Here is a 24,652-nt window from a genome sequence, read left to right on the forward strand (position 1 = left end):
CGCGGCGGCGGTCATCGGCCGGCGTCGCTGGCGGGCTTTTTCCCGTCGGGCTGCGGAATCGACAGCGGCGTGACTTCGACCTGCGCCACGCCGTTTTCCCGCGAGATGCCGATCTCGCGCGCCGTGGCCGGAGAGAGGTCGACGATGCGGCCTTTCACATAGGGGCCGCGATCCTGGATGGTGATCACCGCGCTGCGCCCGGTCTCCAGGTTGGTCACCCGGGCGGTGGTGCCGAGCGGCAGGGTCTTGCTGGCGGCGTTGTCGTCGTGCGGGTCCATCCGGCTGCCGTCCGCCATCTTCCGGCCGCTGAACTTGTCGGCATAGAACGACGCCTTGCCGACTTGCTTGCTGCCGCTGCGGTCGAGGCCCGGTTTCGTTTCGGCGGGGCCTGGTTTCGGCGCCGGCTGGGTCGCTTGCGCGGCGGGCGCCGCGGGCTGTGCAGGCCGCTCTTGCGAGGTCGGAGCGGTTGCGCAGCCTGCGACCAGGCATCCGATGCAGGCCGCGGCCGCGAGTCGCTGCGATGGAGTGCGCGTCGACATGGTGGCAGGCCCGATGGTCGACGCTACAGGTACTTGGCGCTGCCCACGTCTTCGGGCCCGCTGGGCGCCAGCAGGTCCGCGTCGTCGAGCTGCCCCTGCAGGGCCGCGATGCCCTTGGCCGTGATCGCCAGCACCTGGGCCGCCTTCTGCATTTCCGCGCCGGAGCGCATCTCCTCGGCCGGTGGAATGAAAGCGGTGACCAGGCCAGCGGCGCGAAGCACGCGCAGCTTGTCGATGTCCGAGGGTGCGAAGACAGTAAACGGCAGTTTCTCTTCAGCGACCTGGCGAAGAAACTCCATCGGCATGGTGTCTCCCTTCTGAAATCCTTGAAATTGGAAAGTGGACAGCGAAGTTTGGCACCGCCGCCGCAGCAGCAAGGGCAGGAGGAGTCCGCCAACCTGGCGCCGCGCTGTCCGACTCCCGTCGGCGGCTGCCTACCGCACGCCGGCGCCTCGGCTCGCGCCGCGGCCTTGGCCATGCGGCGAGTTGCCCCGCCGAGGTGCTTCAGCCTATGCTGCAGCCACCATGCGCAGCCAGCAATCGCCGTATTTCGTCGGGCCGCCCGACCGGCGTCCGCCCTGGAAGAAAGTCGCAGGGCGGCGGGTCCGATGGCTGGGCAAGATCGTGCTGTTCGTGGTCGCCTGCATCGCGACCTACGGGCTGGAGCACACGGTGATCCACTACCTGGCGCATTCGGAAGGCGCGGCGACGACGCTGTCGCAGTCGCTGTTCGGCGGACGGGAGCTCTACCGCAGCGCGGTGGCGGCCTGGCCGCGCCGGCTGGTGCCGCGCTACACGGCCCTGGTCTACATCGATCCCCAGGCCGACCCGACGGCGGACGGTCTGGCCGGCAACATCTGCGAGCAGCGCGACTACCTGGCGCAACTGCTGCCCGCGATCGTCGAGCGGCAGCCGGCCCTGATCGTGATCGACCGCAGCTTCTCGCGCGCGCCTTGCCGCACCAACGACCCGACGCCGCGCCTGCAGGCGGCCATCGCCCAGGCCAGCGCCCGCCTGCCCGTGGTGCTGGGCCTCTACATCGACAAGGAAGAGTCGGCCGGCGGCGAGTCGGCCACGCCGGTTCGTTCGGTCCTCAAGACGATGGCGCTGCCGGTGGCCCCGCTGCTGCGCGAAGGCATCATGAACCTCGACACCGACACCACGCGCATCGCGCTGGGCTGGACGGTCCGGCGCGAGGAGGGCGCCGCGCCGGCCTGGGTCGACGGCCTGGCGCTGGCCGCCGCCGGCGCCTACGACCCGCTGCTGTTCGAGAAGTACCCGCGCCTGCGGGCGCTCGTCGCTGCGCGCAGCAACCCCTACATGAGCCTGATCGAGCCCAGGGACCTGGTGGTCTTCCAGGGCGGCGACCTGCTCTGTGCGCTGGCGGCGCCGACGGCGCGGATGCAGCCGCCCTGCGCCGAGCGCCGGGTGGCAGCGGTCGACGTCGACTACCTGCGCGGCCGCATCGTCATCGTCGGCGAACGCAGTCCGACCCTGGACCGCCATCGATCGGTGATCGGCGATGGCGGCGACGTCCAGGGGATGGACCTGCAGGCCAATGCGCTCGAGGCCCTGCTGGACCAGCGCTATTTCGCGCCGGTGCCGACATGGATCAACTACCTGGTGGGCTTCCTGTTCTTCGTCGCCATCGAGGCGGCGCTGGTGAGCGCGGGCGGCGTCGTCCGGACCTTGCTGTGGATCGCGGCGGCGGCCGCGGTCACTTTCTTGCTGATGTCGCTCACGGTGCGCTATCTTGGCTTCTATGTGAATCCGGTGACGGTCAGCCTGCCGGTGCTGATCGTCAAGCTGCTCGGCTGGATCAGCGAACTGACCTATAGCTTTGTTGGAGGCCGCCACCATGAAGCCTGACAGACACCGCATGTGGATGGGCCTCGGAGCGACCGGACGGTCGATGCTGGCCGGCGCCGTGCTGGCCAGCGGCGCGTGCTGGGCGGCCGATCCGGCGACGCCGCCGCCCACGCCGTCCGCGCCGGCGCCGCCGCCCGAACCGAAGGTCGGACCTGCCGGCGGGACCATCGGCCGGTCGATGTCCGACGGCTTCGGCGGCTTGCTGCGCTCCGACACGATGCGCTCCGGCGCGATCGCCGACATCGAGAGACCCGCAGCGCCGGCGGCCAAGGCCAAGGCGGCGAAGCCGACCGAGCCGGCCGACGAGACACCCCGCGGCGACCCGCCGCGGGTCAAGCCTTGAATGAACGCGCTGGTTTGCAAGACGCGGCCGCGTCTGACAGAAAGGCACCGCGCGCTGGACCATATTTCACTCAGGTTCTCCGGTGCGCCTCTCACGTAGGCAATGCAGCCTCTCGCAGGCAAACGCAGCACCACGCGAGAACCCGGGCCCGGCGGGGTGACTCGCCGGGCTTCTTCGTTCCCGGCGCCTAGGACGCGGACTCCGGCACCGGCGCCACCTTGCCCCGGATGGCCCTGGCGGTGAAAGTCGTCTTCATTCCGAGCTGGTCGGAGACGTCGGCATCGCTCATGCCGCTCGCGATCAGCCGTGCGGCATAGGCGTTGCGCACGAACTGCGGCCCATGGAAGGCGGCCTGATGGCCCAGCGATTCGAGCGTGCGCTTGACACAACTCGTCACGACGCGCTCGGCCAGGTCGGGCGCCACCGGGCTGCAGGCGGCGCCGAGACCGCCGCCGACCAGTTCGGTCGATTGCACCATGTCGGCCTGCCCGAGGAACAGGCGGTTGGAGTTGCGCGCGTTTTCTTCACGCTCGCGCCGGGTGCGGACCACGCGCAGCGTGCTTCGGATGGCCAGCCAGCGTTGCAGCGCCTTCGCCAGCAGGGCGCGGCCGACCAGCACGCGGGCCTCGACCTGGCGGTGCCCGGGGGCGCGGACCACCACGCTGCCGTCGGGCCGGAGCGTGATGTTGCGCGGGATCAGCTTGCAGACTTCGGACAGCTTCAGGCCGCACTCCGCCACCACCAGGCGCAGGGCCAGGTTGCGCGCCGGGGTCCAGCCATCGGGAAGCTGTACCGATTCCTCCTCGAACAGCCGCGCGGCCGTCCGCTCGTAGGCCGCCAGGAAGCTCGGGCCGGGCGGTAGCGGGGGATCGGTGGTGAAGCGGGTCTCGGGCTGGCGCCGCTTGCGTTCGAGCACCACGGATGCGGGATTCGCCGCCACCACGCCGATGGCTTGCAGGTGCGTGAACACGCGATGGATCTCGGCCAGGTAGGTCCGCATGGTGCGCACGCTGGCTGGCGCATCGGCCCGGCCGCGCAAGCTGTCCAGGAAGGATTCGACATGGGCCTGCCTCACCTCGTCGAGGCGCAGCGAGCGGCCGGCCAGCCAGCGGCAGAACTTGCCCCAGAACGACTGGTAGAGCCTGTTGCTGTGCGCGGTGTAGAGCGGCGCGTCGTCGCTGCCGACGTCCTTTTTCCAGCTCAAGGTCGAGCGCCACTGCCGGTGGGCTTCGACCGGATTCTTCAGCCAGGGCAGGGGCGCTTCACGGGAGACGGCGATGGTGTGGGGCATGGATGAAGCGGCAGCATACCGAGTGCCGGGCGGCCTGTCCATGGCACGGTATATCATAAGAAAACGAACCGCTTCGCCCTCGCGCTCGTCAAATGCCTGCCCTCTTCACACCACGAGCCTGTACCCCACCGCGATCTCGGTGATCAGGTGCTTCGGCTGCGCGGGGTCCTGCTCCAGCTTCTGCCGCAGATGCCCCATGTAGATCCGCAGGTAGTGGCTCTGCTCGCCATGCGACGGCCCCCACACCTCGCGCAGCAGTTGGCGCTGGGTCAGCACCCGCCCGGCGTTGGCCACCAGTACCGACAGCAGCCGGTACTCCGTCGGTGTCAGGTGCACCTCCGAACCGGCCCGCCGCACCAGCCGCGCACTGCGATCGATCTCGATCTCGCCGAAGCGAAACACGGCCTCGGGCTCTTCGCCGCCCGCGGCCGCCCGTGGCCGGCGCAGGTTGGCGCGCACCCGGGCCAGCAGTTCGCCGGTGCCGAAGGGCTTGGTGAGGTAATCGTCGGCGCCGGCATCGAGCGCGGCGATCTTGTCGGCCTCGTCGGTGCGCGCCGAGAGCACGATGATCGGCACCGCCGACCAGCCGCGCACGTCGCGGATCAGCGAGACGCCGTCGCCGTCGGGCAGGCCGAGGTCCAGCACCAGCAGGTCGGGCTGCCGGGTGCCGGCCGCCGCCAGCCCGTCACGCAGCGTGCCGGCCTCGTGCACCTGCCAGCCCTCGGCCTCGAGCGCGCCGCGCACGAAGCGACGGATCTGCGGCTCGTCCTCGATCACGATGGCAACGGGCATGGGCATGGTTCAGGGTGGAAGTTCAATCGGATCGGGCGGCTCGCGGCGCGGCAGCGTGACCGTGAATTCTGCCCCGCCGCCGACCGCATTGGCCGCCTCGATCTCGCCGCCGTGGGCGTTGACCACCGCCTTGCAGATCGCCAGCCCGAGCCCGAATCCGGGCGTCGCCGATTCGGCCTGGCCGCGCGTGAACTTGTCGAACAGCGTCGCCTCCCGCCCCCGCAGCCCGGCGGGCAGCCCCGCCCCGTGGTCGCGCACCCGCAGCACCAGCGCCCGCTCGGTCGCCCGCGCGCCGATCACGATCGGCGGTGCGCCGTACTTGGCCGCGTTCTCGAGCAGGTTGACCAGCACGCGCTCGATCAGCACCGCGTCGAACTCGACCAGCGGCAGGTCCGCCGGGAGTTCGGTCTGGACCGGCATGTCGCCCAGCGCAGGCCGCGCCGAGCGGATCGCCGAACCGACCACCTCTTCGACCGACTGCCAGTCCCGGCGCAGGTTGACGGCACCTCCCGCGATGCCGCTTTCGAGCCGCGCCATGTCCAGCAGGTTGCTGACCAGCGCGTGCAGCTGATGCGCCTGGGCGACGATCGCACGCGCCGCCTGCCGTGCATCCGCGCCCTCGGGCAACGCCTGCAGGGATTCGGCCAACGCGATGAGGGCGGTCAGCGGGGTGCGGACGTCGTGCGAGATCGCGCCCAGCAGGGCATTGCGCAGGCGCTCGGACTCCATCTCGACCACCGCCTGCTGCGCCACCTCGACGTAGTGCACCCGTTCCAGCGCGATCGCGATCTGGCGTGCCAGCGTGTCGAGCTGCTGGGCCTGCTCGGGAATCAGCAGCCAGCGCGGCTGTGCCGGTGCCAGCGCGAGCACGCCACGCACCCGCATCGGCGCCTGCAGCGGCACGTAGTGCCAGGGCTGGGCGGCCAGCGTGGCGGTGCCCAGCCCGGCCGGCTGTCCGTGCCGAAAGCACCAGTCGGCCACGCTGGCATCGAAGCCCGGCGGAGCCGGCACGGGCATCAGCAGCCGATCGTTGGCATCGGTCACCAGCACCACCGCCCGGCCGCCGAAATGGCCTTGCACCGCCGCTGCGCCGAGCGAGACCACCTGCGCGCTCTCGAGCGCCGCCGACAGCTCGCGCGTGAGCTCGAACAGAGAGCGCGCGCGCCGCTCGCGGCTGGTCGACACACCGGCCGCGAAGCGCAGACCGGCGGTCAGCTGGCCGACCAGCAGGCCGACCACGAGCATCACGCCGAAGGTCACGAGGTACTGGACGTCGCTGACCGCCAGCGACAGGCGCGGCGAGACGAAGAAGAAGTCGAAGGCCGCCACGTTGAGCAGCGCCGACAACGCGGCCGGCCCGCGGCCGAAGCGCATCGCCACGCCCACCACGCCGAGCAGGAACAGCATGACGATGTTGGTCAGCTCCAGCACGTTGGCCAGCGGCGTGGCCAGCAGCGTGATGGCGGCGCCGACCGCCACCGTCCAGGCGTAGCCCGGCCACCGCGCCTGCGCCGAGCCGGCTTCCTCGTGCGGCTCGCCGTCGCCCCGCGGGACCGGACGGAGCTTGGCCAGTCGGCGCGAACTGTCGGCGGGCGCGACCTCGACGATGTCGACGGCCGGGGCGTGGCGCGCCAGCTCGCGCACCAGCAAAGTCCCGGGCCACCAGCGCGCCCAGCCCCGGGCCGGCTCGGCACGGCCGACCACCAGCGTGGCGCAGTTGAGCCGCTGTGCCTGGGCGGCCAGCGCCTGCGCGATGTCGACGCCGGTCAGTACCGCGGTCTGCGCGCCGAGCTCCTCGGCCAGCTTGAGCACGGCCAGGATGCGGTCGCGCTCGGCGGCGGCGAGCCGCTGGAGCCGGGGTGTCTCCACATAGGCCGCGTGCCAGCGTACGTTCAGTTGGCCCGCCAGGCGGGCGGCGGTGCGCACGGTCTGTCCAGCGCCTTCGTGCGGACCGACGCAGGCGAGGATGGCGCCCGAGGTGTTCCAGGCCGGCGGCCCGGCATCGCCCTGCGGGCCCGACTGCTCGACCCGCCAGCCGCGCACGTCGTCCTCCACATGCTCGGCGGTGCGCCGCAGGGCGATCTCGCGCAGCGCGATGAGGTTGCCCTTGCGGAAGAAGTTCTGCGCCGCGCGCTCGGCCTGTTGCGGCAGGTACACCTTGCCGGCCGCCAGCCGCGACGTCAGCTCGTCGGGCGTGACATCGACCAGCACCACCTCGTCGGCATCGTCGAGCACGCTGTCGGGCACGGTCTCTTGCACCCGCACGCCGGTGATGGCGCCGACGGTGCCGTTCAGGCTCTCCAGGTGCTGCACATTGAGCGCCGACCAGACCTCGATGCCGGCGGCGAGCAGCTCCTGCACGTTCTGCCAGCGCTTGGCATGGCGCGAGCCGGGCGCGTTGGTGTGCGCCAGTTCGTCGACCAGCAGCAGCGCCGGCTTGCGCGCCAGCGCGGCGTCGAGGTCGAACTCGCCGAGCGTGCGGCCGCGGTAGGCGACGTCCCGCAAGGGCAGCGATTCGAGCCCGGCCAGCAAGGCCGCGGTCTCGCTGCGGCCGTGGGTCTCGACGACGCCGATCAGCACGTCCCGCCCGGCGGCCCGTTCGCGCTGCGCGGCGCTCAGCATGGCCCAGGTCTTGCCGACACCGGCGCTGGCGCCGAAATAGATGCGCAGCCTGCCGCGCTGGGCGCGCTGCTCGTCCGCCCGCAACTGGGCGATCAGGGCATCGGGGTCGGGGCGGGTGTCGTCGATCATGGAACGGGCAGGGCGTCGAAGGTTATCCCATCGGCCGCTGCACCCGCCTTCACGGCGCAGGTTGCACGTCCAGCGCCAGGTTGAGCGCCAGCACGTTGACGCGCGGCTCGCCGAGCAGGCGCCACAGCGGGGCTTCGGTGTGGGCGTCGATCAGCCGCTCGACGACTTCGAGCGGCAGCTGCCTCTGCCTTGCCACGCGCGGCGCCTGGTAGTGCGCGGCGGCCGGGCTGATGTGTGGGTCGAGCCCGCTCGCCGAGGTCGTCACCAGGTCGACCGGCACCGGCACGGTGTTGCCCGGATCGGCAGCGCGCAGCGCTTCGACGCGCGCCTTGACCGCATCGACCAGCGCCGGATTCAGCGGCCCCTGGTTGGCGCCGCCCGAGGCGGCCGCGTTGTAGGGCATCGGCGCGGTGGCCGACGGCCGGCCCCAGAAGTGGGCCGGGTCGCTGAAGTTCTGGCCGATCAGCGTCGAGCCGATCGGCGCGCCGTCGCGCAGCACCAGGCTGCCGCCGGCCTGGGCCGGGAACACGGCCTGCGCGACGCCGGTCACGGCCAGCGGATAGACGATGCCGGTGAGCGCACTGAGCAGCGCGAAAAGGACCAGCGCGGGACGAAGGATGTGGGTCATGGTGATGCTTTCAGACCAGCCCGGCTGCAACCAGCAGCCAGTCGATGAGCTTGATGCCGATGAAGGGAACGACCAGGCCGCCGAGGCCGTAGATCGCGAGGTTGCGGCGCAGCAGGGCGGCCGCGCCGACCGGGCGGTAGCGCACGCCCTTGAGCGCCAGCGGGATCAGGAACACGATCACCAGCGCATTGAAGATCACCGCCGACAGGATCGCCGACGACGGGCTCGCCAGCCGCATCAGGTTCAGCGCCCCGAGCTGCGGGTAGGTCGAGACGAAGATCGCCGGGATGATCGCGAAGTACTTCGCCACGTCGTTGGCGATCGAGAAGGTGGTGAGCGAGCCGCGGGTCATCAGGAGCGCCTTGCCGGTCTCGACCACCTCCAGCAGCTTGGTCGGATTGGAGTCGAGGTCGACCATGTTGCCGGCCTCCTTGGCGGCCTGGGTGCCGCTGCCCATCGCGACAGCGACATCGGCCTGCGCCAGCGCCGGTGCGTCGTTGGTGCCGTCGCCGGTCATCGCGACCAGCCGGCCCTCGGCCTGGTAGCGGCGGATCAGCGCCAGCTTGTCCTCGGGCGTGGCCTCGGCCAGGAAGTCGTCGACCCCGGCCTCGGCCGCGATCGCCGCCGCCGTGAGCTTGTTGTCGCCGGTGATCATCACGGTCTTGATGCCCATGCGGCGCAGTTCGGCGAAGCGGTCCTTGATGCCGGTCTTGACGATGTCCTTGAGCTCGACGATGCCGAGCACGCGGGCGCCTTCGGCCACCGCCAGCGGCGTGCTGCCGCGCCGCGCCACCTGATCGGCGGCCTGCAACAGTGCGCCGGGCACCGTGCCGCCGAGGGCCTCGACATGCCGGCGCACCGCATCCACCGCGCCCTTGCGCAAGACGATCGCGTCGGCGTCCAGGCTGTTCGGCGCCGACGGCAGATTGGCCCCGCTCATGCGGGTCTGCGCGGTGAAGGGAACGAAAGTGGCACCCGCCACCCCCTTGTCGTCGACGCCGCCCCGACGGGCCAGCTCGACGATGCTGCGCCCTTCGGGCGTCTCGTCGGCCAGCGACGCGAGGACTGCGGCACGCGCCAGCTTCGCTTGCGAGACGCCCGGCGCCGTCAGGAAGGCGCTGGCCTGGCGGTTGCCGTGCGTGATGGTGCCGGTCTTGTCGAGCAGCAGCACGTCGACGTCGCCCGCGGCCTCGACCGCGCGGCCCGAGGTGGCGATCACGTTGGCCTGCATCATGCGGCTCATGCCGGCCACGCCGACGGCCGACAGCAGGCCGCCGATGGTGGTCGGGATCAGGCACACCAGCAGCGCCACCAGTGCCGTCAGCGACACCACCGTGCCGGCACCCGCCGCCGAGACGCTGAACTGCGAAAAAGGCAGCAGGGTGGCAGTGACCACCAGGAACACCAGCGTCAGCGCCACCAGCAGGATCGTGAGCGCGATCTCGTTCGGCGTCTTCTGGCGCTTCGCCGCCTCGACCATGCCGATCATGCGATCGAGGAAGGACTCGCCCGGGTTCACCGCGATGCGCACCACCAGCCAGTCCGACAGCACCCGCGTGCCGCCGGTGACCGCCGAGAAGTCGCCGCCCGACTCGCGCACCACCGGCGCCGATTCGCCGGTGATCGCGCTCTCGTCGACCGAGGCCACGCCTTCGATCACCTCGCCGTCGAGCGGGATCACGTCGCCGGTCTCGACCAGCACCACGTCGCCGCGGCGCAGGTTGGGCGCCTGCTCGGGCAGGAAGGTGGCGCCGTGGAAGGGCTGGGTCAGCTTCTTGGCCCAGGTGTCCTTGCGCAGGCCGCGCAGAGAGGCGGCCTGGGCCTTGCTGCGGCCCTCGGCCAGCGCCTCGGCGAAGTTGGCGAACAGCACGGTGAACCAGAGCCAGACCGACACCGCGAGCACGAAGCCCGGCGGCATGCCGCCGTCGCCCTCGAAGCCGAGTGCGTGCAGCCACAGCAGCGTGGTCAGGATGCTGCCGATGTAGACGATGAACATCACCGGATTGCGCCACTGCACCCGCGGGCTGAGCTTGGTGATGGCGGCCCACAGGGCGGGGCGGACCAGCGAGGCGTCGAAGATCGACGCGGGGATGGATGTCTTGATCATGGTCGGGGCCTCACTTCGCCCACAGCATCAGGTGCTCGACCACCGGCCCGAGGGCCAGCGCCGGCACATAGTTCAGGAGTCCCACCAGCAGCACGGTGCCCACCAGCAGGGTGACGAACAGCGGGCCGTGCGTGGGCATCGTTCCGGCCGTGACCGGCAGCCGCTTCTTGGCCGCCAGGGCGCCTGCGATCGCCAGCACCGGCACGATCACCGCGAAGCGGCCGAACCACATCGCCACCGCCAGCAGCGCGTTGTAGAAGGGTGTGTTGGCCGACAGGCCCGCGAAGGCGCTGCCGTTGTTGTTCCCGGCCGAGGTCAGCGCATAGAGGATCTCGGAGAAGCCATGGGCGCCCGGATTCGCGATGCCGGCCTTGCCGGCGTCGGCGATCACCGCCACCGCGGTGCCCGCCAGCACCAGGATCGGCGTCACCAGGATCGCGATCGAGGTCAGCTTCATCTCGTGCACCTCGATCTTCTTGCCGAGGTACTCCGGCGTGCGGCCGATCATCAGGCCGGCGATGAAGACCGCCAGGATCGCGAACACCAGCATGCTGTAGAGCCCGGTGCCGACACCGCCGAAGACCACCTCGCCGAGCTGCATCAGCACCATCGGCACCATGCCGCCGAGCGGCGTGAAAGCATCGTGCATGGCGTTCACCGCGCCGCACGAGGCCGCCGTGGTGACGGCCGCGAAAAGGGCCGAGGCCGTGACGCCGAAGCGCAGTTCCTTGCCCTCCATGTTGCCGCCGGCCTGCAGCGCGCTGGCGGCCTGGTCGACGCCGAGGGCGCCGAAGAGCGGGTTGCCTGCCTGCTCGGCCGGAATCACCAGGACCACCGCCGCGACGAACAGCACGGTCATCGCCGCCAGCACCGCCCAGCCCTGGCGCAGGTCGCCCACCACCCGCCCGAAGGCGAAGCACAACGCGGCCGGGATCAGGAAGATCGCCAGCATCTGGGCGAAGTTGGCGAGCGCCGTCGGGTTCTCGTAGGGATGCGCCGAATTGGCGTTGAAGAAGCCGCCGCCGTTGGTGCCGAGCATCTTGATCGCCTCCTGGGAGGCGACCGGGCCCATCGCCAGCGTCTGGGTCGTCGTGCGGGCGTCCTCCAGCAGCGGCTGGCCCGCGGCGTCCTTGAGCGGCTGGCCGCCGGCGTCGAGCTTCGGTGCCTGGTAGGCGGTGGCCTCGACCGTGGCGACGGTCTTGTAGGCGTCGAAGTTCTGGATCACGCCCTGGGCCGAGAAGAAGACCGCCAGCACGAACGAGAGCGGCAGCAGCAGCCACAGGGTGATGCGCGTGAGGTCGACCCAGAAGTTGCCGACCACGCCACGGCCGTCGGTGCTGCGCGCCGCGAAGCCGCGGGCCAGCGCGAAGGCCACCGCGATGCCGGTGGCGGCCGAGAAGAAGTTCTGCACCGTGAGGCCGAGCATCTGCGTCAGGTAGCTCATCGTCGATTCGCCGGCATAGCCTTGCCAGTTGGTGTTAGAGACGAAGCTGACCGCGGTGTTGAACGAAGAATCCGGCGACACCGCCGCCATGCCCGCGGGATCCAGCGGCAGCACGGCCTGCAGCCGCTGCAGGCCGTAGAGCGCCAGCGCGCCGATGGCGTTGAAGGCCAGCAGCGCCAGCGCATAGGGGCGCCAGTGCATCGGTTGGCCGGGCGAGGTGCCGGCCAGCCGGTACAGCGGCGTTTCGACGCGCTGCATCCAGCGCGGCAGCGCACCGTCGCACAGCAGTGCCAGGTAGCGGCCGAGCGGCCAGGCCAGCAGGCCCAGCACGGTCAGGAAGAGGGCCAGCAGGCCCCAGGCCGAGGTGTCCATCAGAACTCCTCGGCGCAGATGAGCGCGAAGACCAGGTAGGCGAACAGCGCGATCGCGATCAGCCCGGCAAAGCCGTAGAGCACTTCGAGGCCGATCATGAGCGCTCTCCCCTGGGCGCCTCGAGCCGTCCCAGCCCCCACACCATGGCCGCGGTCGCGGCCCACATCGCCGCCAGGGCGGCTATCCAAACGATGTCCATCGATCACTCTCCTGCATACGAAACAGGCAGTCAGTGTCGGGAGACGGGCGTAAAGACGGGGAACAGAGTGGGCGAGGGGGCGTAAAGAAAGCGTAAATGGAAAGCGCCGATGCCCCGATAAGGCGGCGCCGCCGGATCTGCCACGGTCGAATCGGCGCGATCTGCTTCTTTACCCGGGCGCGGCGATGGGCCACAGTGACCCATGTCCAAGTTTCTTCGCTACCTGCGCGCCGTCCTGTGGGGTTTCATCGGCCTGGGCGGCCGGCGGGCCGACGCCGACGAGCGGGTCGACCAGGCCGGCGCGATACCGACCATCGCCATTGCGCTGGTGCTGGTGCTGCTGCTGGTGGCCGGCCTGATCGCGCTGGCCAAGTTCGCCGCCGGGGCCTGATTTTTCAAGCCTCGGCCCCGGGCGGCGAAGGGATCAGCGCTTGGCCAGCAGTGCGCCCATCGCGAACACCGAGTTCGGCGCATTCACCGGCGGCGGCTTGACCCGGCCCGGGAGCACCGGCACGCTGGTCTTGCGGGCCGCCCGCACCCCTTTGCTGATCTGCTCGTCGACCAGGCTCTGCAGCGTGATCGACTCCAGGAACTCGACCGCGCGGCGGTTGACCGATTCCCACAGCTCGTCGGTGGTGCAGCGGTGCACGGCGCCCGGCGCGTCCGGGCGCTGGGCGCGGTTCTTGAGTTCGGTCTCGTCTTCGATCGACAGGATGATTTCGGCCACGCTGATGGCCGACGCCTGGCGCCTGAGCGAATAGCCGCCGCCCGGCCCGCGGGTCGATTCGACCAGCCCCTGGCGGCGCAGCTTGCCGAACAGCTGCTCGAGGTAGGACAGCGAGATCCGCTGGCGCTGGTGGATGGAGGACAGGTTGACCGGGCCAGTGCGGCCGTTGAGCGCCACGTCGATCATGGCGGTGACTGCGAAGCGGCCTTTGGTGGTGAGACGCATCGGTGATTCTTTCTGAGTTGGGGCGCCATGGCGCCGCCGGGGGGTGCAGGCCGACGTGCGAAACGTCTTGCTGCGGAGTGCTGGCGTGCGAGGGAACGAGGCGCTTCCCCGCGCGCAGCGGGCCTGGGACGAGAAAGGCCTAGGCGCGGGGTGGCCGCTTGGGGTGCTCGAGGAAGGCCGAGGCACCGAGCGCCGGTGGCGGTGGTGCCGCGGGCTCCGACATCGTCACCGGGACGAAGAGACCGGGGAGACCGATCAGGATCTCGCTGCAATCGTGGCGCTGCTCGTCGTTGCCGGGGGATTCGTCACCCGGCTGGCTCGGCGCGCCGGCATCGAAGGCCTTCGAGAGCACCTGTTCGAAAGCCTGGGCCGAGGCCGTGGCGTCGCAGCCGTGCTGGCGCGCTCCCGCGTACCCCTGGGCCGCGGCCGAGAAGCCGAGGCAGCAGAGCACGAATGCGAGGACAGCGGAGACGAGCCAACGGGGCATGGGAACGGATTTTAGCAATCCGCAGGCGGGGGGCGGTGCCTTGCCTGGGCGCAGCGGACTTTCTCCTGATCGCCCCGGGTTTTCAGACGCATTGCCATCACTTCGAGACCATTCCCCTGTGCCGAACACGGGCGCGCCCGGAAAATCCCTCGAACCTGATCCCAATGCCCGTACGCCCTTCATTTTTTTTCGGTGCCCGCCACCACTTCAGCAACGGATCGTTCCGTTTCGTCACGCGCCGAACGGCCGCCGTGATGGCGATCGCATGCACCGCGGCCGCGTCGGCCATCGCGCTCGCGACGGGCACCGCGATCGGCATGCACTGGGCGGAGCGCGAGGCGGCCAACCGCCACACCGCCATCGATGCCGAACGCGCGTACGTGGTCGACGAGCTTGGCAGGCTGAACGCGTCGGTGGCCCAGATCGAGCCACGCATCGCGCGGCTGGCCGAGCACGTGAGCGAGCTGCGCCGTCTGCAGTCACGCCTCCAGGCGTCGAAGGCCGCCCAGCACGCGCCCCCGGATGCCGGCGCCGACCCCGGCTCCGCCGCGGGCGGCCCCGCGTTGCCGCCGCGGCCTTGCGCCGGCGCCAGGGCCGAGCGGGTGCCGGCGCAAATCGAAAGCACGCGCCGCGAGCTCGACTGCATGGTCCAGACACTGACGCGGCTCGAGCAGGAAGCCGTCACGCAGGCGGTCGCCTGGGCCGTGCTGCCGGGGCGCTCGCCGGTCGATGGCGCCCGCCCCGGCTCGCCCTTCGGCAACCGCCTCGACCCATTCGACCATCGCCTGAGCTTTCACTCGGGCATCGACCTCGCCGCTCCGACGGGCACGCCGATCCTGGCCACCGCTGGCGGACGCGTGAGCTTTTCCGGACAGAAGGCCGGCTACGGCAACATGATCGAGATCGCGCATGGCAACCACCTGGTGACCCGCTACGGCCATGCCTCGCGCCTGATCGCCAGCGAGGGCGACCTGGTGCTGCCGCGGCAGCATATCGCCGACGTCGGTTCGACCGGCCGCTCGACCGGGCCGCACCTGCACTTCGAGGTGCTCGAGGGCGGCGAGCAGATCGACCCCGCGTACTACCTGAGCCTGTTTGCAGCGAAATCCCATGACTGAGCGGCGCGGTGGCGCCCGGACGGACCGACTCGCGACACGCGGCTATGCACCACGCCCGGTGCGCTCGCTTTCGGCCCGTGCGGCCCCATGGGCCCTTGCCTGCGCGTCCTGCCTGGCGGTCGGCGCAGCGGCCGCGACCTGGCAGGCACGGCAGGGTGCCGCGTCGCCCCCGCCCTGCGTGGCGCCGCCGCCCTCCGAAGACCGCGTGCAGGCCGAACTGGCACGCACCCGCCTCGCGCTGGCACAGGAAGAATCCGCGCGCCTCGCCCTGCAAAAGACAGCCGACGAGGCCGCCGCCGAAGTCACCCGCCTCCGCACCGAACTGAGTTTCCTGCGCGGGCAGGGCGCGAAGCGGCGCTGAGCCGCCACCCGACCGGTCGCCGCCCGCCGCGACGCCGGATCCTCCATCCCCTCTCCCAGTGAAGAATCGTCCATGTTCGGCAAGAAGAAATCGGCAGGCATCCGCCAAGCGAAATTCGCGACCCTGATCGCGCACGATGTCCAACTCTCCGGCAACCTCGAGTTCAGCGAGGGCCTGCGCCTCGACGGCCACGTGCAGGGCAACATCAGCGGCAAGGCCGGCAGCGAGACGCTCCTGGTGCTGAGCGATCGCGCCTCGGTCACAGGCAACGTCCACGGACACGACATCGTGATCAACGGAAAGATCATCGGCGACGTGGTGGCGGACCACTTCGTCGAACTGCAGGCGAACGCGCATGTCACGGGCAACATCGACTACCTGCAACTGCGCATGGACGCCGGCGCGACCGTCGACGGCAAGCTGACCCGGCGCGATTCACCCACGGCCGCGCCGGCGCTCCCGCCGCCCGGAACGACGGCCGAGCAGGGCCGTTGACTTCATCTCAGACCGATATTAAAGTGATATCACGTTTCTGGAGGAGACCGAATGACCGAAGCCCCCGTCCATGCGCGCGTCGTCCGCAGCGAACGCCGCTATCAGTCCATCAGCGGCTATGCCATGGCATTGGCCGCGCTGCTGCTGTTCGGCTTCGGCGCACTGGTGTTCGTCCGCCACCTGGCCCATCCGGTGGTGGGCGTGGCGCTGGTGCTGGCCGGCGCGGCGCTGGTGCCGGGCTTCTACATGCTCAAGCCGAACGAGGGCATCATCTTCACGCTGTTCGGCGAATACAAGGGCACCGACCGCTCCGAGGGATTGCGCTGGACCAACCCGCTGCTGAGCGGCCAGAAGATCTCGCTGCGCGCGCGCAACCTCAACACGCCGCCGCTGAAGGTCAACGACAAGCGCGGCAACCCGGTGGAGATCGGCGCCGCGGTGGTCTGGCGCGTGCACGACACGGCCCAGGCGGTGTTCGAGATCGACGACTACACGAAGTTCGTGAGCATCCAGGCCGAGGCCGCGATCCGCCACCTGGCCACGCTCTATGCCTACGACAGCGGCGAGGACCTCGAAGGCGACGAGACCACGCTGCGGGCCGGACTCGACGTGGTGGCGGATGCCCTGAAGGCCGAACTCAACCAGCGCTTCGCCAGCGCCGGGGTCGAGGTGCTCGACGCCAAGCTCACGCACCTGGCCTACGCGCCCGAGATCGCCCAGGTGATGCTGCGGCGCCAGCAGGCGACGGCCATCGTCAGCGCACGGCACCAGATCGTGGCGGGCGCGGTGGGCATGGTCGAGGCGGCGCTGAAGGGCCTCTCCGAACGCAACCTCGTGACCCTGGACGACGAGCGCAAGGCGGCGATGGTGTCGAACCTGCTGGTCGTGCTGTGCTCGGACAACGACGCCCAACCCGTGATCAACACCGGCACGCTCTACACCTGAGCCGCAGCGGCGCGTTCGTCCGATGGCCAGCCCAGGCAAGAAGTCCTTTCCGTTGCGCATCGATCCGGTGCTGTGGGCCGAGATCGAGCGGCTCGCCGCGCAAGAGCTGCGCAGCGCGAATGCGCAGGTCGAGTTCATGCTGCGCGAGGGACTGGAGCGAAGAGGGCGGCTGCCGGCCCGCGCTGCGGCCCCCAGAAAGAAGGAGACCCCATGAAGCGCCTCGCAAGCCTGATCATTCCGATGCTGGCCCTGCTCGCGCCGGCCTTGGGCGCCGCCCAATTGCGCGATTCCTCGCCCGCCGAGCAGGCGTTGGACGCCGAAGCCTTCCAGGGCATGGACCAGGCCATCTCGGAGCGCCTTCCGGACGTGCAGGCGGCGGTCGTGCTGCTGAAGGGGCGCGTCGTCTATGCCTATCACCGCGACGGCCGCCCCGACACCCTGCACGACGTGCAGTCGGTGGCCAAGAGCGCATTGTCGGCACTGGTCGGGATCGCGCTGGCGCAGGGCCATCTCGCGAGCCTGGACCAGCCGGTGGTGGCGCTGATGCCCGAGTGGGGGCCGCTGAACGCCGACCCGCGCGCCGCCGCGATCACGCTGCGCCACCTGCTGACCATGACGGCGGGCTTCGCCATCGACGACCCGACGGGCACGGCGGCACCCGGCCGGCCGCAGGACGCCTGGGCCCGCCCGCTCGGCAGCGCCCCCGGTCAGCGCTTCGCCTACGACAACGCCCTGGTCCCGGTGCTGGCGGCGCTGCTCGAAAAAGCGACCGGCATGCCGCTGGCCGACTATGCCAGGCGCGAACTCGTGACGCCGCTCGCGATGCAGGAGCCTTCGTACCGGCGCGGCCTGCACCTGCGCACCGAAGACATGGCCAGGCTCGGCCAGCTGTTCCTGCAGAAGGGCGCCTGGAATGGCAGAGCGCTGGTGCCCGAGTCCTACGTCATGGCCGCCACCGAGCCGCAGAACGCGGGCGGCCCGCCGGTGTCGATGCCCTATGGCTACCTGTGGTGGGTGCTGCCGACCGAGGCGCCGCGGCGCACATTCATGGCCACCGGCTACGGCGGCCAGACGATCTGGGTCCATCCGCCGCTGGATCTGGTGATTGCGACCAGCGCGACGGCATCGGTCGAGAGCCAGCGCCGGGGCCAGGCGGTGCAGCTGCTGCGAACCCGGCTGTTCGCCGCCGCGCAGAAGCGCTATGCGACGCCTTAGCCGCCGACGCTACCGGGCAGCCCCGCCGGCGCCCGCTTCGCCAGGCCACGCAGCTGCAGCACGCAGCCGATCACCAGCAGCACGAAGCACACGCCCACCGCCTTCTGCAGGCTCGGGTCGTCCGGCCCGCTGAACCAGGGCGCGCCCTGCGGCAGCCGGGTGAAGGTCTCGGTGAGCCCGGGAATCATGTGGAAGAACAGCGTGGTCGAGTAGGCGATGATCTCGATCGCGCGCGAAGCGCGGCCGAACTTGCCACCACCGGCCAGCGCCGCCACCGCCAGTACGAGCAGCGTGAGGATGCCCAGCGCATGCGGGGCGCCGAAGCCGCCGTGCCTGAAGATGCCGAAGCCCGTGAGGCAGGTCAGCACCGTGGCCCAGACATAGGTGCGGCCGAGCGGATGCCGGGCCGCGATCTCGCCGAAGCGCAGCAGCGAAGCGAGGCCGGCCGCCAGGGCCACCAGGCTGATGGCGGTGTGGACGAGGCCGAGCGGGGTCAAGCCGAACATGGAAACTCCTTCGTTCGATGAGGTGACGATTGGGCCGCCCGCATCATCCCGGTTTTGAGGTCCCTTGTCTCGCCCCCGCGTGCGGGCGCGGCCGCGCTCAGCGGTCGCAGACGAAGAGCACGCCGCTTTCGGCCGGCGCCTTGCCGACCACCCGCAAGGTCGTGCGGTCCTTCTGGCAGTACGCGGCCGCCTCGACGGTGGTGGTGGCACGCAGGACGCCGTCCCTGGTACGGATGACTTCGTTGGACGGTGCGCCGCAGCCTGCGAGCGCGATGGCCAAGGTCAGGAATGAGAGCCGGTTCATGAGGCGCACTGTAGCGCGCCCGGACGCGCAATGGCCCGATGCAGGCAGGCGGTTGGCGATCGGCGACACACGCCATAGACTCGCGGGATTCGCCCTTCCTGCGCCAGGCGTCGGGGCGCCCGCCACCTTCGACGGAGCGTGCAAAATGAGATTCGACGGCAAGACAGCGGTTGTCACGGGCGCGGCCTCGGGCATCGGCAGGGCGAGCGCGCTTCGCCTGGCCGCCGAGGGCGCGCAGGTCATCGCCGCCGACATCGACGCCGCCGGCGGCGAGGCGCTTTCGGCACAGTCCGAAGGTCGCATCGTCTTCAAGCGGACCGACGTGTGCATCGACGACCAGATCCGCGAATTGATGGACTTCGCGGCGCAGCGAACCGGCGGCATCGACATCCTGTTCAACAACGCGGGTGCCGGCGGCGCCAGGGAAAGGATCGACGAGATCGACGCCAGTGGCTGGGACCGCACGATGAACCTGCTGCTGCGCTCCGTGGCCATGGGCATCCGCCATGCCGTGCCGCACATGGTCGCCCGCGGCGGCGGCTCGATCGTGAACACCGCCAGCGTCGCCGCCCTCTCGACCGGCATGGCGCCGACCGCCTATTCGGTCGCCAAGGCAGGGGTGCTCCACCTGTCGAAGCTGGCGGCGGCGGACCTCGCCCGGTATCGCATCCGCGTGAACGCGATCTGCCCCGGCTTGATCAAGACCAACATCTTCGCCGCGTCGATGGAGGTGCCGGACGCGCTGAAGGAACAGGTCAATGGCATGCTCGCCGGCATCGCCGACCGGGCCCAGCCGGTGGCACGGGGCGGGACGCCCGAGGACATTGCCGGCGCCGTGGCCTTTCTGGCCAGCGAGGATGCCGCCTTCGTCACCGGAACCCACCTGGTGGTGGACGGCGGCATCCTGGTCGGGCCCCGCCACAGCTGGGACCCCGCGACCCCGGGGGTGTCCGAGGCCATCCGCCAGTCCATCGCGGCGTCCGCGGGCGGCAGCAAGGCCTGAGGCCCTACGGCGTCTCCGACGGATCGAAATCCAGTTCGACCTTGGCCCCGTTCGGGTCGTGGCAGAACAGCTGCCAGGTGCCCGCGCCGGCCTGCTGGCGCAGCTCGTAGGCGACGCCACTCTGGTCGAAGCGCGCCTTGACCGCGCGCAGGTCCTGCGCCGTGAACGCCATGTGGTCGATGACGCCGGTGCGCTGCGCCGGCACCGGCCTGCCGAAATACAGGTGCAGCACCGCCTGCGGCCCGCTGCCATAGAGCCAGGCGCCCGGAAAGCCCAGGTCCGGCCGGTGGCCGACGCGCAGCCCGAGCAGGCCGGTGTAGAAGGCCAGCGTCTGCTGCTCGTCCTCCGCGGTCACGGTGAAGTGGTTCATGCCGACGATCATGTCGCGTACTCCTTCGTTCGAGTGTTCAGGGCAGCAGCACCAGCGCGCCGATGCTGGCACGCGATTCGAGCCGGGCGTGCGCCTCGGCCGCCGCGTCGAGCGCAAAGCGTTCGATCGGCGGCAGGCGGATCGCGCCGTCGGCGAGCGCCTGCCAGACCCGCTGCGCGCGCTCGGCGAGCTGGGCCTGGGTCGCGACATAGTCGAACACCACCGGACGCGAGAAGCTCAGCGACTTGGCCACCAGCGCGTCCGGCGCGAGCGGCGCCAGCGGCCCGCTGGCCTGGCCGAGGCTGATCCAGTGGCCGCGGCGCGCCAGGGCCGCCAGGTTCTCGTCGCGGGCCGCGTCGCCCAGGCCGTCGATCACCACGTCGGCGCCGCCGCAGACGCGCTGCACCGCCTCCGCGAAGCGGTAGTCGCGGGTCACGATCACATGCTCGCAGCCATGCTCGCGCGCCACCCGGGCCTTGTCATCGCTCGACACCGTGCCGATCACCACGGCACCGAGACGGCGCGCCCAGGCGCAGACCAGCAGACCGACGCCACCGGCCGCGGCGTGCACCAGCAGCCGGGTGCCGCGCTGCACATGGCCCAGGTCGTGCAGCAGGTAGTCCGCCGTGATGCCCTTGAGCAGCAGCGCGGCGGCCGTCTCGTCCTCGATCTCTGGCGGCAGCCGCACCACCCACTCGGCCGGCACGCTGCGCACGCCGCAGTAGGCGCCCGGCACCGGGCCGAGGTAGGCGACGCGGTCGCCGGGCAGGAAGCCCGAGACCTGCGGGCCGACGTCGAGCACGCCGCCCGCGGCCTCCATGCCCGGCACGCCCGGCGCGCCCTCGGACACCGGGAACATCGAAGGCACCCAGCCGCGCCGCAGGTAGACGTCGATGAAATTGACGCCGACCGCCCGCTGCCGGATGCGCACTTCGCCGGCGCCGGGCGCCGCGGCCTCGGCGTTCTGCGGCCACATCACGTCCGGGCCGCCATGGCGCGCGACCGCGATGCGGCGGGTCGGCACCGGCAGCGCCGTCGGCATCGGGCCGGCGCCGGGCGAGCGCCGGTCCGCGCCGCCGCGCAGGTAGCGCCGCAGGTCCTCGAAGCCGGTCTCGTAGACGCCTTGCGCCACGGTGTCGCTCAGTTCGCGCTCCATGCCCGGCGGCGTGGCGAAGCTCGACGTCCAGTGCCAGAAGGTCCGGTCGCCATCGGTCACCGGCTTCAGCGTCACGGTCGCGACATAGCGCTGCAGCGGCAGGCTGGCCTCGACGATGCAGTAGGTGCTCTGGTGCTCGCGGTCGGACAGGGTCAGCAACTGCTCGCGGATGTGGTGGCCGTCCTTCAGGGTGAAGTTGCGCACGCAGCCGACCTGGTCGCTGCGCTCGCCGCCCTCGATGTGGCTCGATTCGATCGCGCTGTGCCACTGGTCATGGCTGTTGAAGTCGCGCAGCACGGCCCAGACGCGCTCGATCGGCGCATCGATGATCGCGGAGCGGACGACCTTCTGCAGCATGGCGCGTGTCAGCGCAGCGAGCGCCGCTTCAGGGCGTCGAAGCCGGCCTGGAACACGCCCTCGCCGATCGAACGAACCAGCTCGCCTTCGCGGCCGGGGTCGCAGTCGAACTCGGCGCTCCACTCGGCAAAGCAGCGCCCGCCATCGGTCACCGGCGTGAGCTTGAGGGTGGCGGTGTAGTTGGCGACGCCCATCGGGCTTTCGAGGATCTCGTAGGTGCAGCTGTAGTCGTAGTCCGAGAGCGCCAGCAGCCGCTCGCGGATCATGCCGCCGTCCTTCAGGTGGAAGTGCCGGATGCAGCCGACGCGGTCGGCCGGCTGGCCGTTCTCGATCCGGCTGTCGGCGATGGCCGGATGCCATTGCGGCAGGCCGTTGAAGTCGCGCACCCGCGTCCAGACGCTGTCGGCGCTGGCATCGATCACGCTGGACACGTAGACGTTGACCATGCGCTATTCCTTCGGCGCGGCCGAGGGCAGGGCGGCGTGGGCGCCGCTGGCATCGCCGACCAGGCGCTGGATGTCGCCGCCCTCGATGCCGATCTCGCGCAGCAGCTGGTCGACCAGCGGCGCCTGGGCCCGGAAGCGCAGCGCCGAGTTGACCAGGCCGTCGGCGAAGCCGCCGCCTTCGCCATTGCGCCCGCCATCGCCGCCCGAGCCGCCGAGCCCGTCGACATGCAGGATCTTGATGCCCTCGATGCGCTCCAGCGGCCGCACCGATTCGCGGATGATCGCCTCGGCCTTCTCGACCAGCTTCATGCGCAGCGCCGACATCCGCGCCTCGGGCGACAGCATGTTGTGCGACTCGTTCATCATGCGCGCCGCCTCGGCCTCGATCTCGGCGCGCACGCGCATCGCCATCGAGCGGATCTTGTCGGCGTCGGCATCGGCCTCGGCCTGGGCCCGCACCGCGGCGCCGCGGGCGGTGCTGGCATCGCTCTCGGCCTGCGCCGCCGAGGTCAGGCGCAGGGCATCGCGTTCGGCCACCTGCTGGGCGCCGATCAGGTCGATCGCCTTCTTGCGCTCGGCCATCTCGACCTCGCGCGCGGTGAACACCTTTTCTTCGGCCGACACCGCCAGCGCACGGGCGATCTCGGCCTCGGCCTGGGCCTCGCTCTGGGCCTTGCTCTCGCGCGCGACCGAGATCGCGCGCTGCTGCTCGGCCAGTTCGAGCGACATGCGGCGTTCGATCTCGGCGCCCTGGATCGCGCGCTCCTTGCCGATACGGTCTTCCTCCAGCGTCTGCTCGGAGCGGATGCGGGCCTGGTCGATGCTCTGCTTGGCCGCGATCTGCGCCGCTTCGGCGTCCTGCTCGCGCTGGGCCCGCTCGGCCGACACCTCGGCGCGCTGGCGGGCGCGCGCGATCTCCAGCTCGCGCTGCTGCGCCAGGCGCGCATGCTCGCCCTCGCGGTCGATGTCGAGCGACAGCTTCTCGGCCTCGAGGTTCTTGTTGCGGATCGCGATCAGCGTGTCTTGTTCGACATCGTTGCGCTGCTTCTTGCGGTGCTCGATCTGCTCGGTGAGGCGGGTCAGGCCCTCGGCGTCGAAGGCGTTGCTCGGGTTGAAGAACTCCATGCCGGTCTGGTCGAGCTGGGTCAGCGAGGCGGCCTCGAGTTCGAGGCCGTTCTTGGTCAGATCTTCGGCGACCGCGTCGCGCACGCGCTTGACGTAGGCGCCGCGCCGCTCGTGCAGTTCCTCCATCGTCATCTCGGCGGCCGCGGTCCGCAGGGCGTCGACGAACTTGCCTTCGACCAACTCGCGCAGCTGGTCGGGCTCCAGCGTGCGCAGGCCGAGCGTCTGCGCCGCCGCCGCCACCGCCTCCTCGCTGGTCGCCACGCGGACGTAGAACTCGGCAATCACGTCGACCCGCATGCGGTCCTTGGTGATCAGCGCCTTGTCGCGGCCGCGGCTGACCTCCAGCCGCAGCGTGTTCATGTTGACTGGGATCACGTCGTGCACGATCGGCAGCACGAAGGCGCCGCCGCCCAGCACGACCTTCTGGCCGCCGAGGCCGGTGCGCACGAAGGACCGCTCCTTGGAGCTGCGCAGGTAGAGCCAGTGCAGCAGCCAGACCGCGATCGCGACAACGATCGCGACCACGATCAGCGCGAGGATGAAACTTCCGAATTGAGCGCCTGACATGGATCTGGTCTCCTAAAAATCAGTTGAGGACAGAGCAAAAACTGCTACGCAGTTTCTTGGTCTGTCCCGCAAGGTCATCTGGCTATCGCAACAAAGCGTCGCGTGGTCTCGGTGAGCGCCACCTCGGTCGGCAGCCGCTCCATCGAGCTCGCGCCATAGAAGCCGTGGCACGCGGGGCAGCGCGCGAGCACATACTGCGCGTCCTCGGGGGTGGCGATCGGGCCGCCGTGGCACAGCACGATCACATCGGGGTTGACCGCCTGCGCCGCCGCCGCCCAGGCATTGATCCGCGGCACGCAGTCGGCCAGCGTGAGCGCAGTGCCGGCGCCGATCGCGCCACCGGTCGTGAGGCCGAGATGGCACACCACGATGTCTGCTCCGGCCGCCGCCATGGCCTCCGCATCGGCCTCGCAGAACACGTAGGGGGTGGTCAGGAGGTCGAGCGCCCGGGCGCGGGCGATCAGCTCGACCTCGAGCCCGTAGCCCATGCCGGTCTCCTCGAGGTTGGCCCGGAAGACGCCATCGATCAGCCCGACAGTCGGGAAGTTCTGCACGCCCGAGAAGCCCAGCGACACCAGCCGGGCCAGGAACTCGTCGGGAATCATGAACGGGTCGGTGCCGTTCACACCGGCCAGCACCGGCGTGTGCCGGACCACCGGCAGTACTTCGCGCGCCATCTCGCAGACGATCTCGTTGGCGTTGCCGTAGGCCAGCAGGCCGGCCAGCGAGCCGCGCCCGGCCATGCGGTAGCGGCCCGAGTTGTAGATCACGATCAGGTCGATGCCGCCGGCTTCCTCGCACTTGGCCGACAGGCCGGTGCCGGCGCCGCCGCCGATGATCAGCCGGCCGGCCTCGATCTTGGCGCGCAGGCCGGCCAGCAGGGTCGAGCGGGAGATGCGGGGCATGGGCG

28 protein-coding genes are annotated in these 24,652 nt (G+C 70.6%); 10 read left to right on the plus strand and 18 right to left on the minus strand.

Translation table 11 applies throughout. The features are described 5' to 3' along the window. Positions 1-11: 11 nt before the first annotated feature. Together QTI68_RS37120 and QTI68_RS37125 are read right to left on the minus strand one after the other, a co-directional pair. A complete protein-coding gene (locus tag QTI68_RS37120; RefSeq protein WP_286529229.1) occupies positions 12-539 on the minus strand; it encodes a septal ring lytic transglycosylase RlpA family protein in 528 nt (175 codons plus the stop codon). A 23-nt stretch (positions 540-562) separates the two neighbouring features. After that, on the minus strand, positions 563-844 hold the full coding sequence (locus QTI68_RS37125; protein WP_286529230.1) for a hypothetical protein: 282 nt from the start codon (positions 842-844) through the stop codon (positions 563-565). A gap of 220 nt (positions 845-1,064) precedes the next feature. Between QTI68_RS37125 and QTI68_RS37130 the strand changes: the two genes are divergently transcribed. After that, positions 1,065-2,408 carry a CHASE2 domain-containing protein gene (locus tag QTI68_RS37130; protein ID WP_286529231.1) on the plus strand — a complete coding sequence of 448 codons (1,344 nt, stop codon included), beginning with the start codon at positions 1,065-1,067 and terminating at the stop codon, positions 2,406-2,408. Beyond that, complete coding sequence (locus tag QTI68_RS37135; protein ID WP_286529232.1) at positions 2,398-2,751, plus strand: hypothetical protein; 354 nt, start codon at positions 2,398-2,400, stop codon at positions 2,749-2,751. The genes QTI68_RS37130 and QTI68_RS37135 overlap by 11 nt, the downstream gene beginning before the upstream one ends. Positions 2,752-2,938: 187 nt before the next feature. Here QTI68_RS37135 and QTI68_RS37140 read toward each other — a convergent pair whose 3' ends face one another. The 7 genes from QTI68_RS37140 to kdpF all read right to left on the minus strand — a co-directional run bounded on the left by QTI68_RS37140 (position 2,939) and on the right by kdpF (position 12,234). After that, positions 2,939-4,042: a site-specific integrase gene (locus QTI68_RS37140; protein ID WP_286529233.1), complete on the minus strand. Its 1,104-nt coding sequence runs from the start codon at positions 4,040-4,042 to the stop codon at positions 2,939-2,941. A 105-nt stretch (positions 4,043-4,147) separates the two neighbouring features. Beyond that, a complete protein-coding gene (gene kdpE, locus QTI68_RS37145) occupies positions 4,148-4,840 on the minus strand; it encodes a two-component system response regulator KdpE (protein ID WP_286529234.1) in 693 nt (230 codons plus the stop codon). A 3-nt stretch (positions 4,841-4,843) separates the two neighbouring features. After that, positions 4,844-7,585 (minus strand): DUF4118 domain-containing protein, encoded by a 2,742-nt coding sequence (locus QTI68_RS37150; protein ID WP_286529235.1) that lies wholly within the window; start codon positions 7,583-7,585, stop codon positions 4,844-4,846. Between the two features lie 49 nt (positions 7,586-7,634). Then, positions 7,635-8,213, minus strand: coding sequence for a potassium-transporting ATPase subunit KdpC (gene kdpC / locus QTI68_RS37155; protein WP_286529236.1), 579 nt, complete (start codon positions 8,211-8,213; stop codon positions 7,635-7,637). 10 nt (positions 8,214-8,223) lie between these two features. Further along, on the minus strand, positions 8,224-10,320 hold the full coding sequence (gene kdpB / locus QTI68_RS37160; protein WP_286529237.1) for a potassium-transporting ATPase subunit KdpB: 2,097 nt from the start codon (positions 10,318-10,320) through the stop codon (positions 8,224-8,226). A gap of 10 nt (positions 10,321-10,330) precedes the next feature. Continuing rightward, positions 10,331-12,136 (minus strand): potassium-transporting ATPase subunit KdpA, encoded by a 1,806-nt coding sequence (kdpA, locus tag QTI68_RS37165; RefSeq protein ID WP_286529238.1) that lies wholly within the window; start codon positions 12,134-12,136, stop codon positions 10,331-10,333. Further along, positions 12,136-12,234 (minus strand): K(+)-transporting ATPase subunit F, encoded by a 99-nt coding sequence (kdpF, locus tag QTI68_RS37170; protein ID WP_286508843.1) that lies wholly within the window; start codon positions 12,232-12,234, stop codon positions 12,136-12,138. Before kdpF ends, kdpA begins: the two co-directional genes overlap by 1 nt. 303 nt (positions 12,235-12,537) lie before the next feature. On the opposite strand from kdpF, the gene QTI68_RS37175 reads away from it, so the two are divergent. Continuing rightward, on the plus strand, positions 12,538-12,726 hold the full coding sequence (locus QTI68_RS37175; RefSeq protein WP_286529239.1) for a DUF2970 domain-containing protein: 189 nt from the start codon (positions 12,538-12,540) through the stop codon (positions 12,724-12,726). A 33-nt stretch (positions 12,727-12,759) separates the two neighbouring features. Here QTI68_RS37175 and QTI68_RS37180 read toward each other — a convergent pair whose 3' ends face one another. Continuing rightward, positions 12,760-13,287 (minus strand): Rrf2 family transcriptional regulator, encoded by a 528-nt coding sequence (locus tag QTI68_RS37180; RefSeq protein WP_286529240.1) that lies wholly within the window; start codon positions 13,285-13,287, stop codon positions 12,760-12,762. Positions 13,288-13,426: 139 nt separating this feature from the next. Continuing rightward, complete coding sequence (locus QTI68_RS37185) at positions 13,427-13,774, minus strand: hypothetical protein (protein WP_286529241.1); 348 nt, start codon at positions 13,772-13,774, stop codon at positions 13,427-13,429. 164 nt (positions 13,775-13,938) lie between these two features. Here QTI68_RS37185 and QTI68_RS37190 point away from each other — a divergent pair, with 164 nt between their 5' ends. The 6 genes from QTI68_RS37190 to QTI68_RS37215 all read left to right on the plus strand — a co-directional run bounded on the left by QTI68_RS37190 (position 13,939) and on the right by QTI68_RS37215 (position 17,908). Next, positions 13,939-14,892 carry a M23 family metallopeptidase gene (locus tag QTI68_RS37190; protein ID WP_286529242.1) on the plus strand — a complete coding sequence of 318 codons (954 nt, stop codon included), beginning with the start codon at positions 13,939-13,941 and terminating at the stop codon, positions 14,890-14,892. Positions 14,893-15,097: 205 nt separating this feature from the next. Next, positions 15,098-15,253, plus strand: a complete 156-nt coding sequence (locus QTI68_RS37195; protein WP_286529243.1) for a hypothetical protein — start codon at positions 15,098-15,100, stop codon at positions 15,251-15,253. Between the two features lie 72 nt (positions 15,254-15,325). After that, positions 15,326-15,748 (plus strand): bactofilin family protein, encoded by a 423-nt coding sequence (locus QTI68_RS37200; RefSeq protein WP_286529244.1) that lies wholly within the window; start codon positions 15,326-15,328, stop codon positions 15,746-15,748. Positions 15,749-15,799: 51 nt separating this feature from the next. Continuing rightward, positions 15,800-16,693: an SPFH domain-containing protein gene (locus QTI68_RS37205; RefSeq protein ID WP_286529245.1), complete on the plus strand. Its 894-nt coding sequence runs from the start codon at positions 15,800-15,802 to the stop codon at positions 16,691-16,693. Positions 16,694-16,715: 22 nt separating this feature from the next. Beyond that, positions 16,716-16,907: a type II toxin-antitoxin system antitoxin gene (locus QTI68_RS37210; protein WP_286529246.1), complete on the plus strand. Its 192-nt coding sequence runs from the start codon at positions 16,716-16,718 to the stop codon at positions 16,905-16,907. Next, on the plus strand, positions 16,904-17,908 hold the full coding sequence (locus tag QTI68_RS37215) for a serine hydrolase domain-containing protein (protein WP_286529247.1): 1,005 nt from the start codon (positions 16,904-16,906) through the stop codon (positions 17,906-17,908). Before QTI68_RS37210 ends, QTI68_RS37215 begins: the two co-directional genes overlap by 4 nt. Here QTI68_RS37215 and QTI68_RS37220 read toward each other — a convergent pair. Both QTI68_RS37220 and QTI68_RS37225 read right to left on the minus strand, forming a co-directional pair. Continuing rightward, entirely contained in the window at positions 17,905-18,414 is a 510-nt protein-coding gene (locus QTI68_RS37220; protein ID WP_286529248.1) for a hypothetical protein, read from the minus strand. The genes QTI68_RS37215 and QTI68_RS37220 overlap by 4 nt on opposite strands. Positions 18,415-18,511: 97 nt before the next feature. Further along, a complete protein-coding gene (locus QTI68_RS37225; protein WP_286529249.1) occupies positions 18,512-18,718 on the minus strand; it encodes a hypothetical protein in 207 nt (68 codons plus the stop codon). Positions 18,719-18,863: 145 nt separating this feature from the next. Between QTI68_RS37225 and QTI68_RS37230 the strand changes: the two genes are divergently transcribed. Beyond that, the gene (locus QTI68_RS37230; protein ID WP_286529250.1) at positions 18,864-19,721 is read left to right on the plus strand and encodes an SDR family NAD(P)-dependent oxidoreductase; all 858 of its coding nucleotides are present in this window, start codon (positions 18,864-18,866) and stop codon (positions 19,719-19,721) included. 4 nt (positions 19,722-19,725) lie between these two features. On the opposite strand, the gene QTI68_RS37235 is transcribed toward QTI68_RS37230, so the two are convergent. The 5 genes from QTI68_RS37235 to QTI68_RS37255 all read right to left on the minus strand — a co-directional run bounded on the left by QTI68_RS37235 (position 19,726) and on the right by QTI68_RS37255 (position 24,647). Further along, on the minus strand, positions 19,726-20,103 hold the full coding sequence (locus QTI68_RS37235) for a VOC family protein (protein WP_286529251.1): 378 nt from the start codon (positions 20,101-20,103) through the stop codon (positions 19,726-19,728). 25 nt (positions 20,104-20,128) lie between these two features. Further along, complete coding sequence (locus tag QTI68_RS37240; RefSeq protein ID WP_286529252.1) at positions 20,129-21,604, minus strand: SRPBCC family protein; 1,476 nt, start codon at positions 21,602-21,604, stop codon at positions 20,129-20,131. An 8-nt stretch (positions 21,605-21,612) separates the two neighbouring features. Continuing rightward, entirely contained in the window at positions 21,613-22,050 is a 438-nt protein-coding gene (locus QTI68_RS37245; protein ID WP_286529253.1) for an SRPBCC family protein, read from the minus strand. Positions 22,051-22,053: 3 nt separating this feature from the next. Further along, on the minus strand, positions 22,054-23,742 hold the full coding sequence (locus tag QTI68_RS37250) for a flotillin family protein (RefSeq protein WP_286529254.1): 1,689 nt from the start codon (positions 23,740-23,742) through the stop codon (positions 22,054-22,056). Positions 23,743-23,816: 74 nt separating this feature from the next. Beyond that, the gene (locus tag QTI68_RS37255; protein WP_286529255.1) at positions 23,817-24,647 is read right to left on the minus strand and encodes a phosphoenolpyruvate hydrolase family protein; all 831 of its coding nucleotides are present in this window, start codon (positions 24,645-24,647) and stop codon (positions 23,817-23,819) included. Positions 24,648-24,652: the final 5 nt, after the last annotated feature.

Origin of the sequence: Variovorax sp. J31P207 (genome assembly GCF_030316965.1) — a bacterium.
Lineage (GTDB): Bacteria > Pseudomonadota > Gammaproteobacteria > Burkholderiales > Burkholderiaceae_C > Variovorax > Variovorax ginsengisoli_B.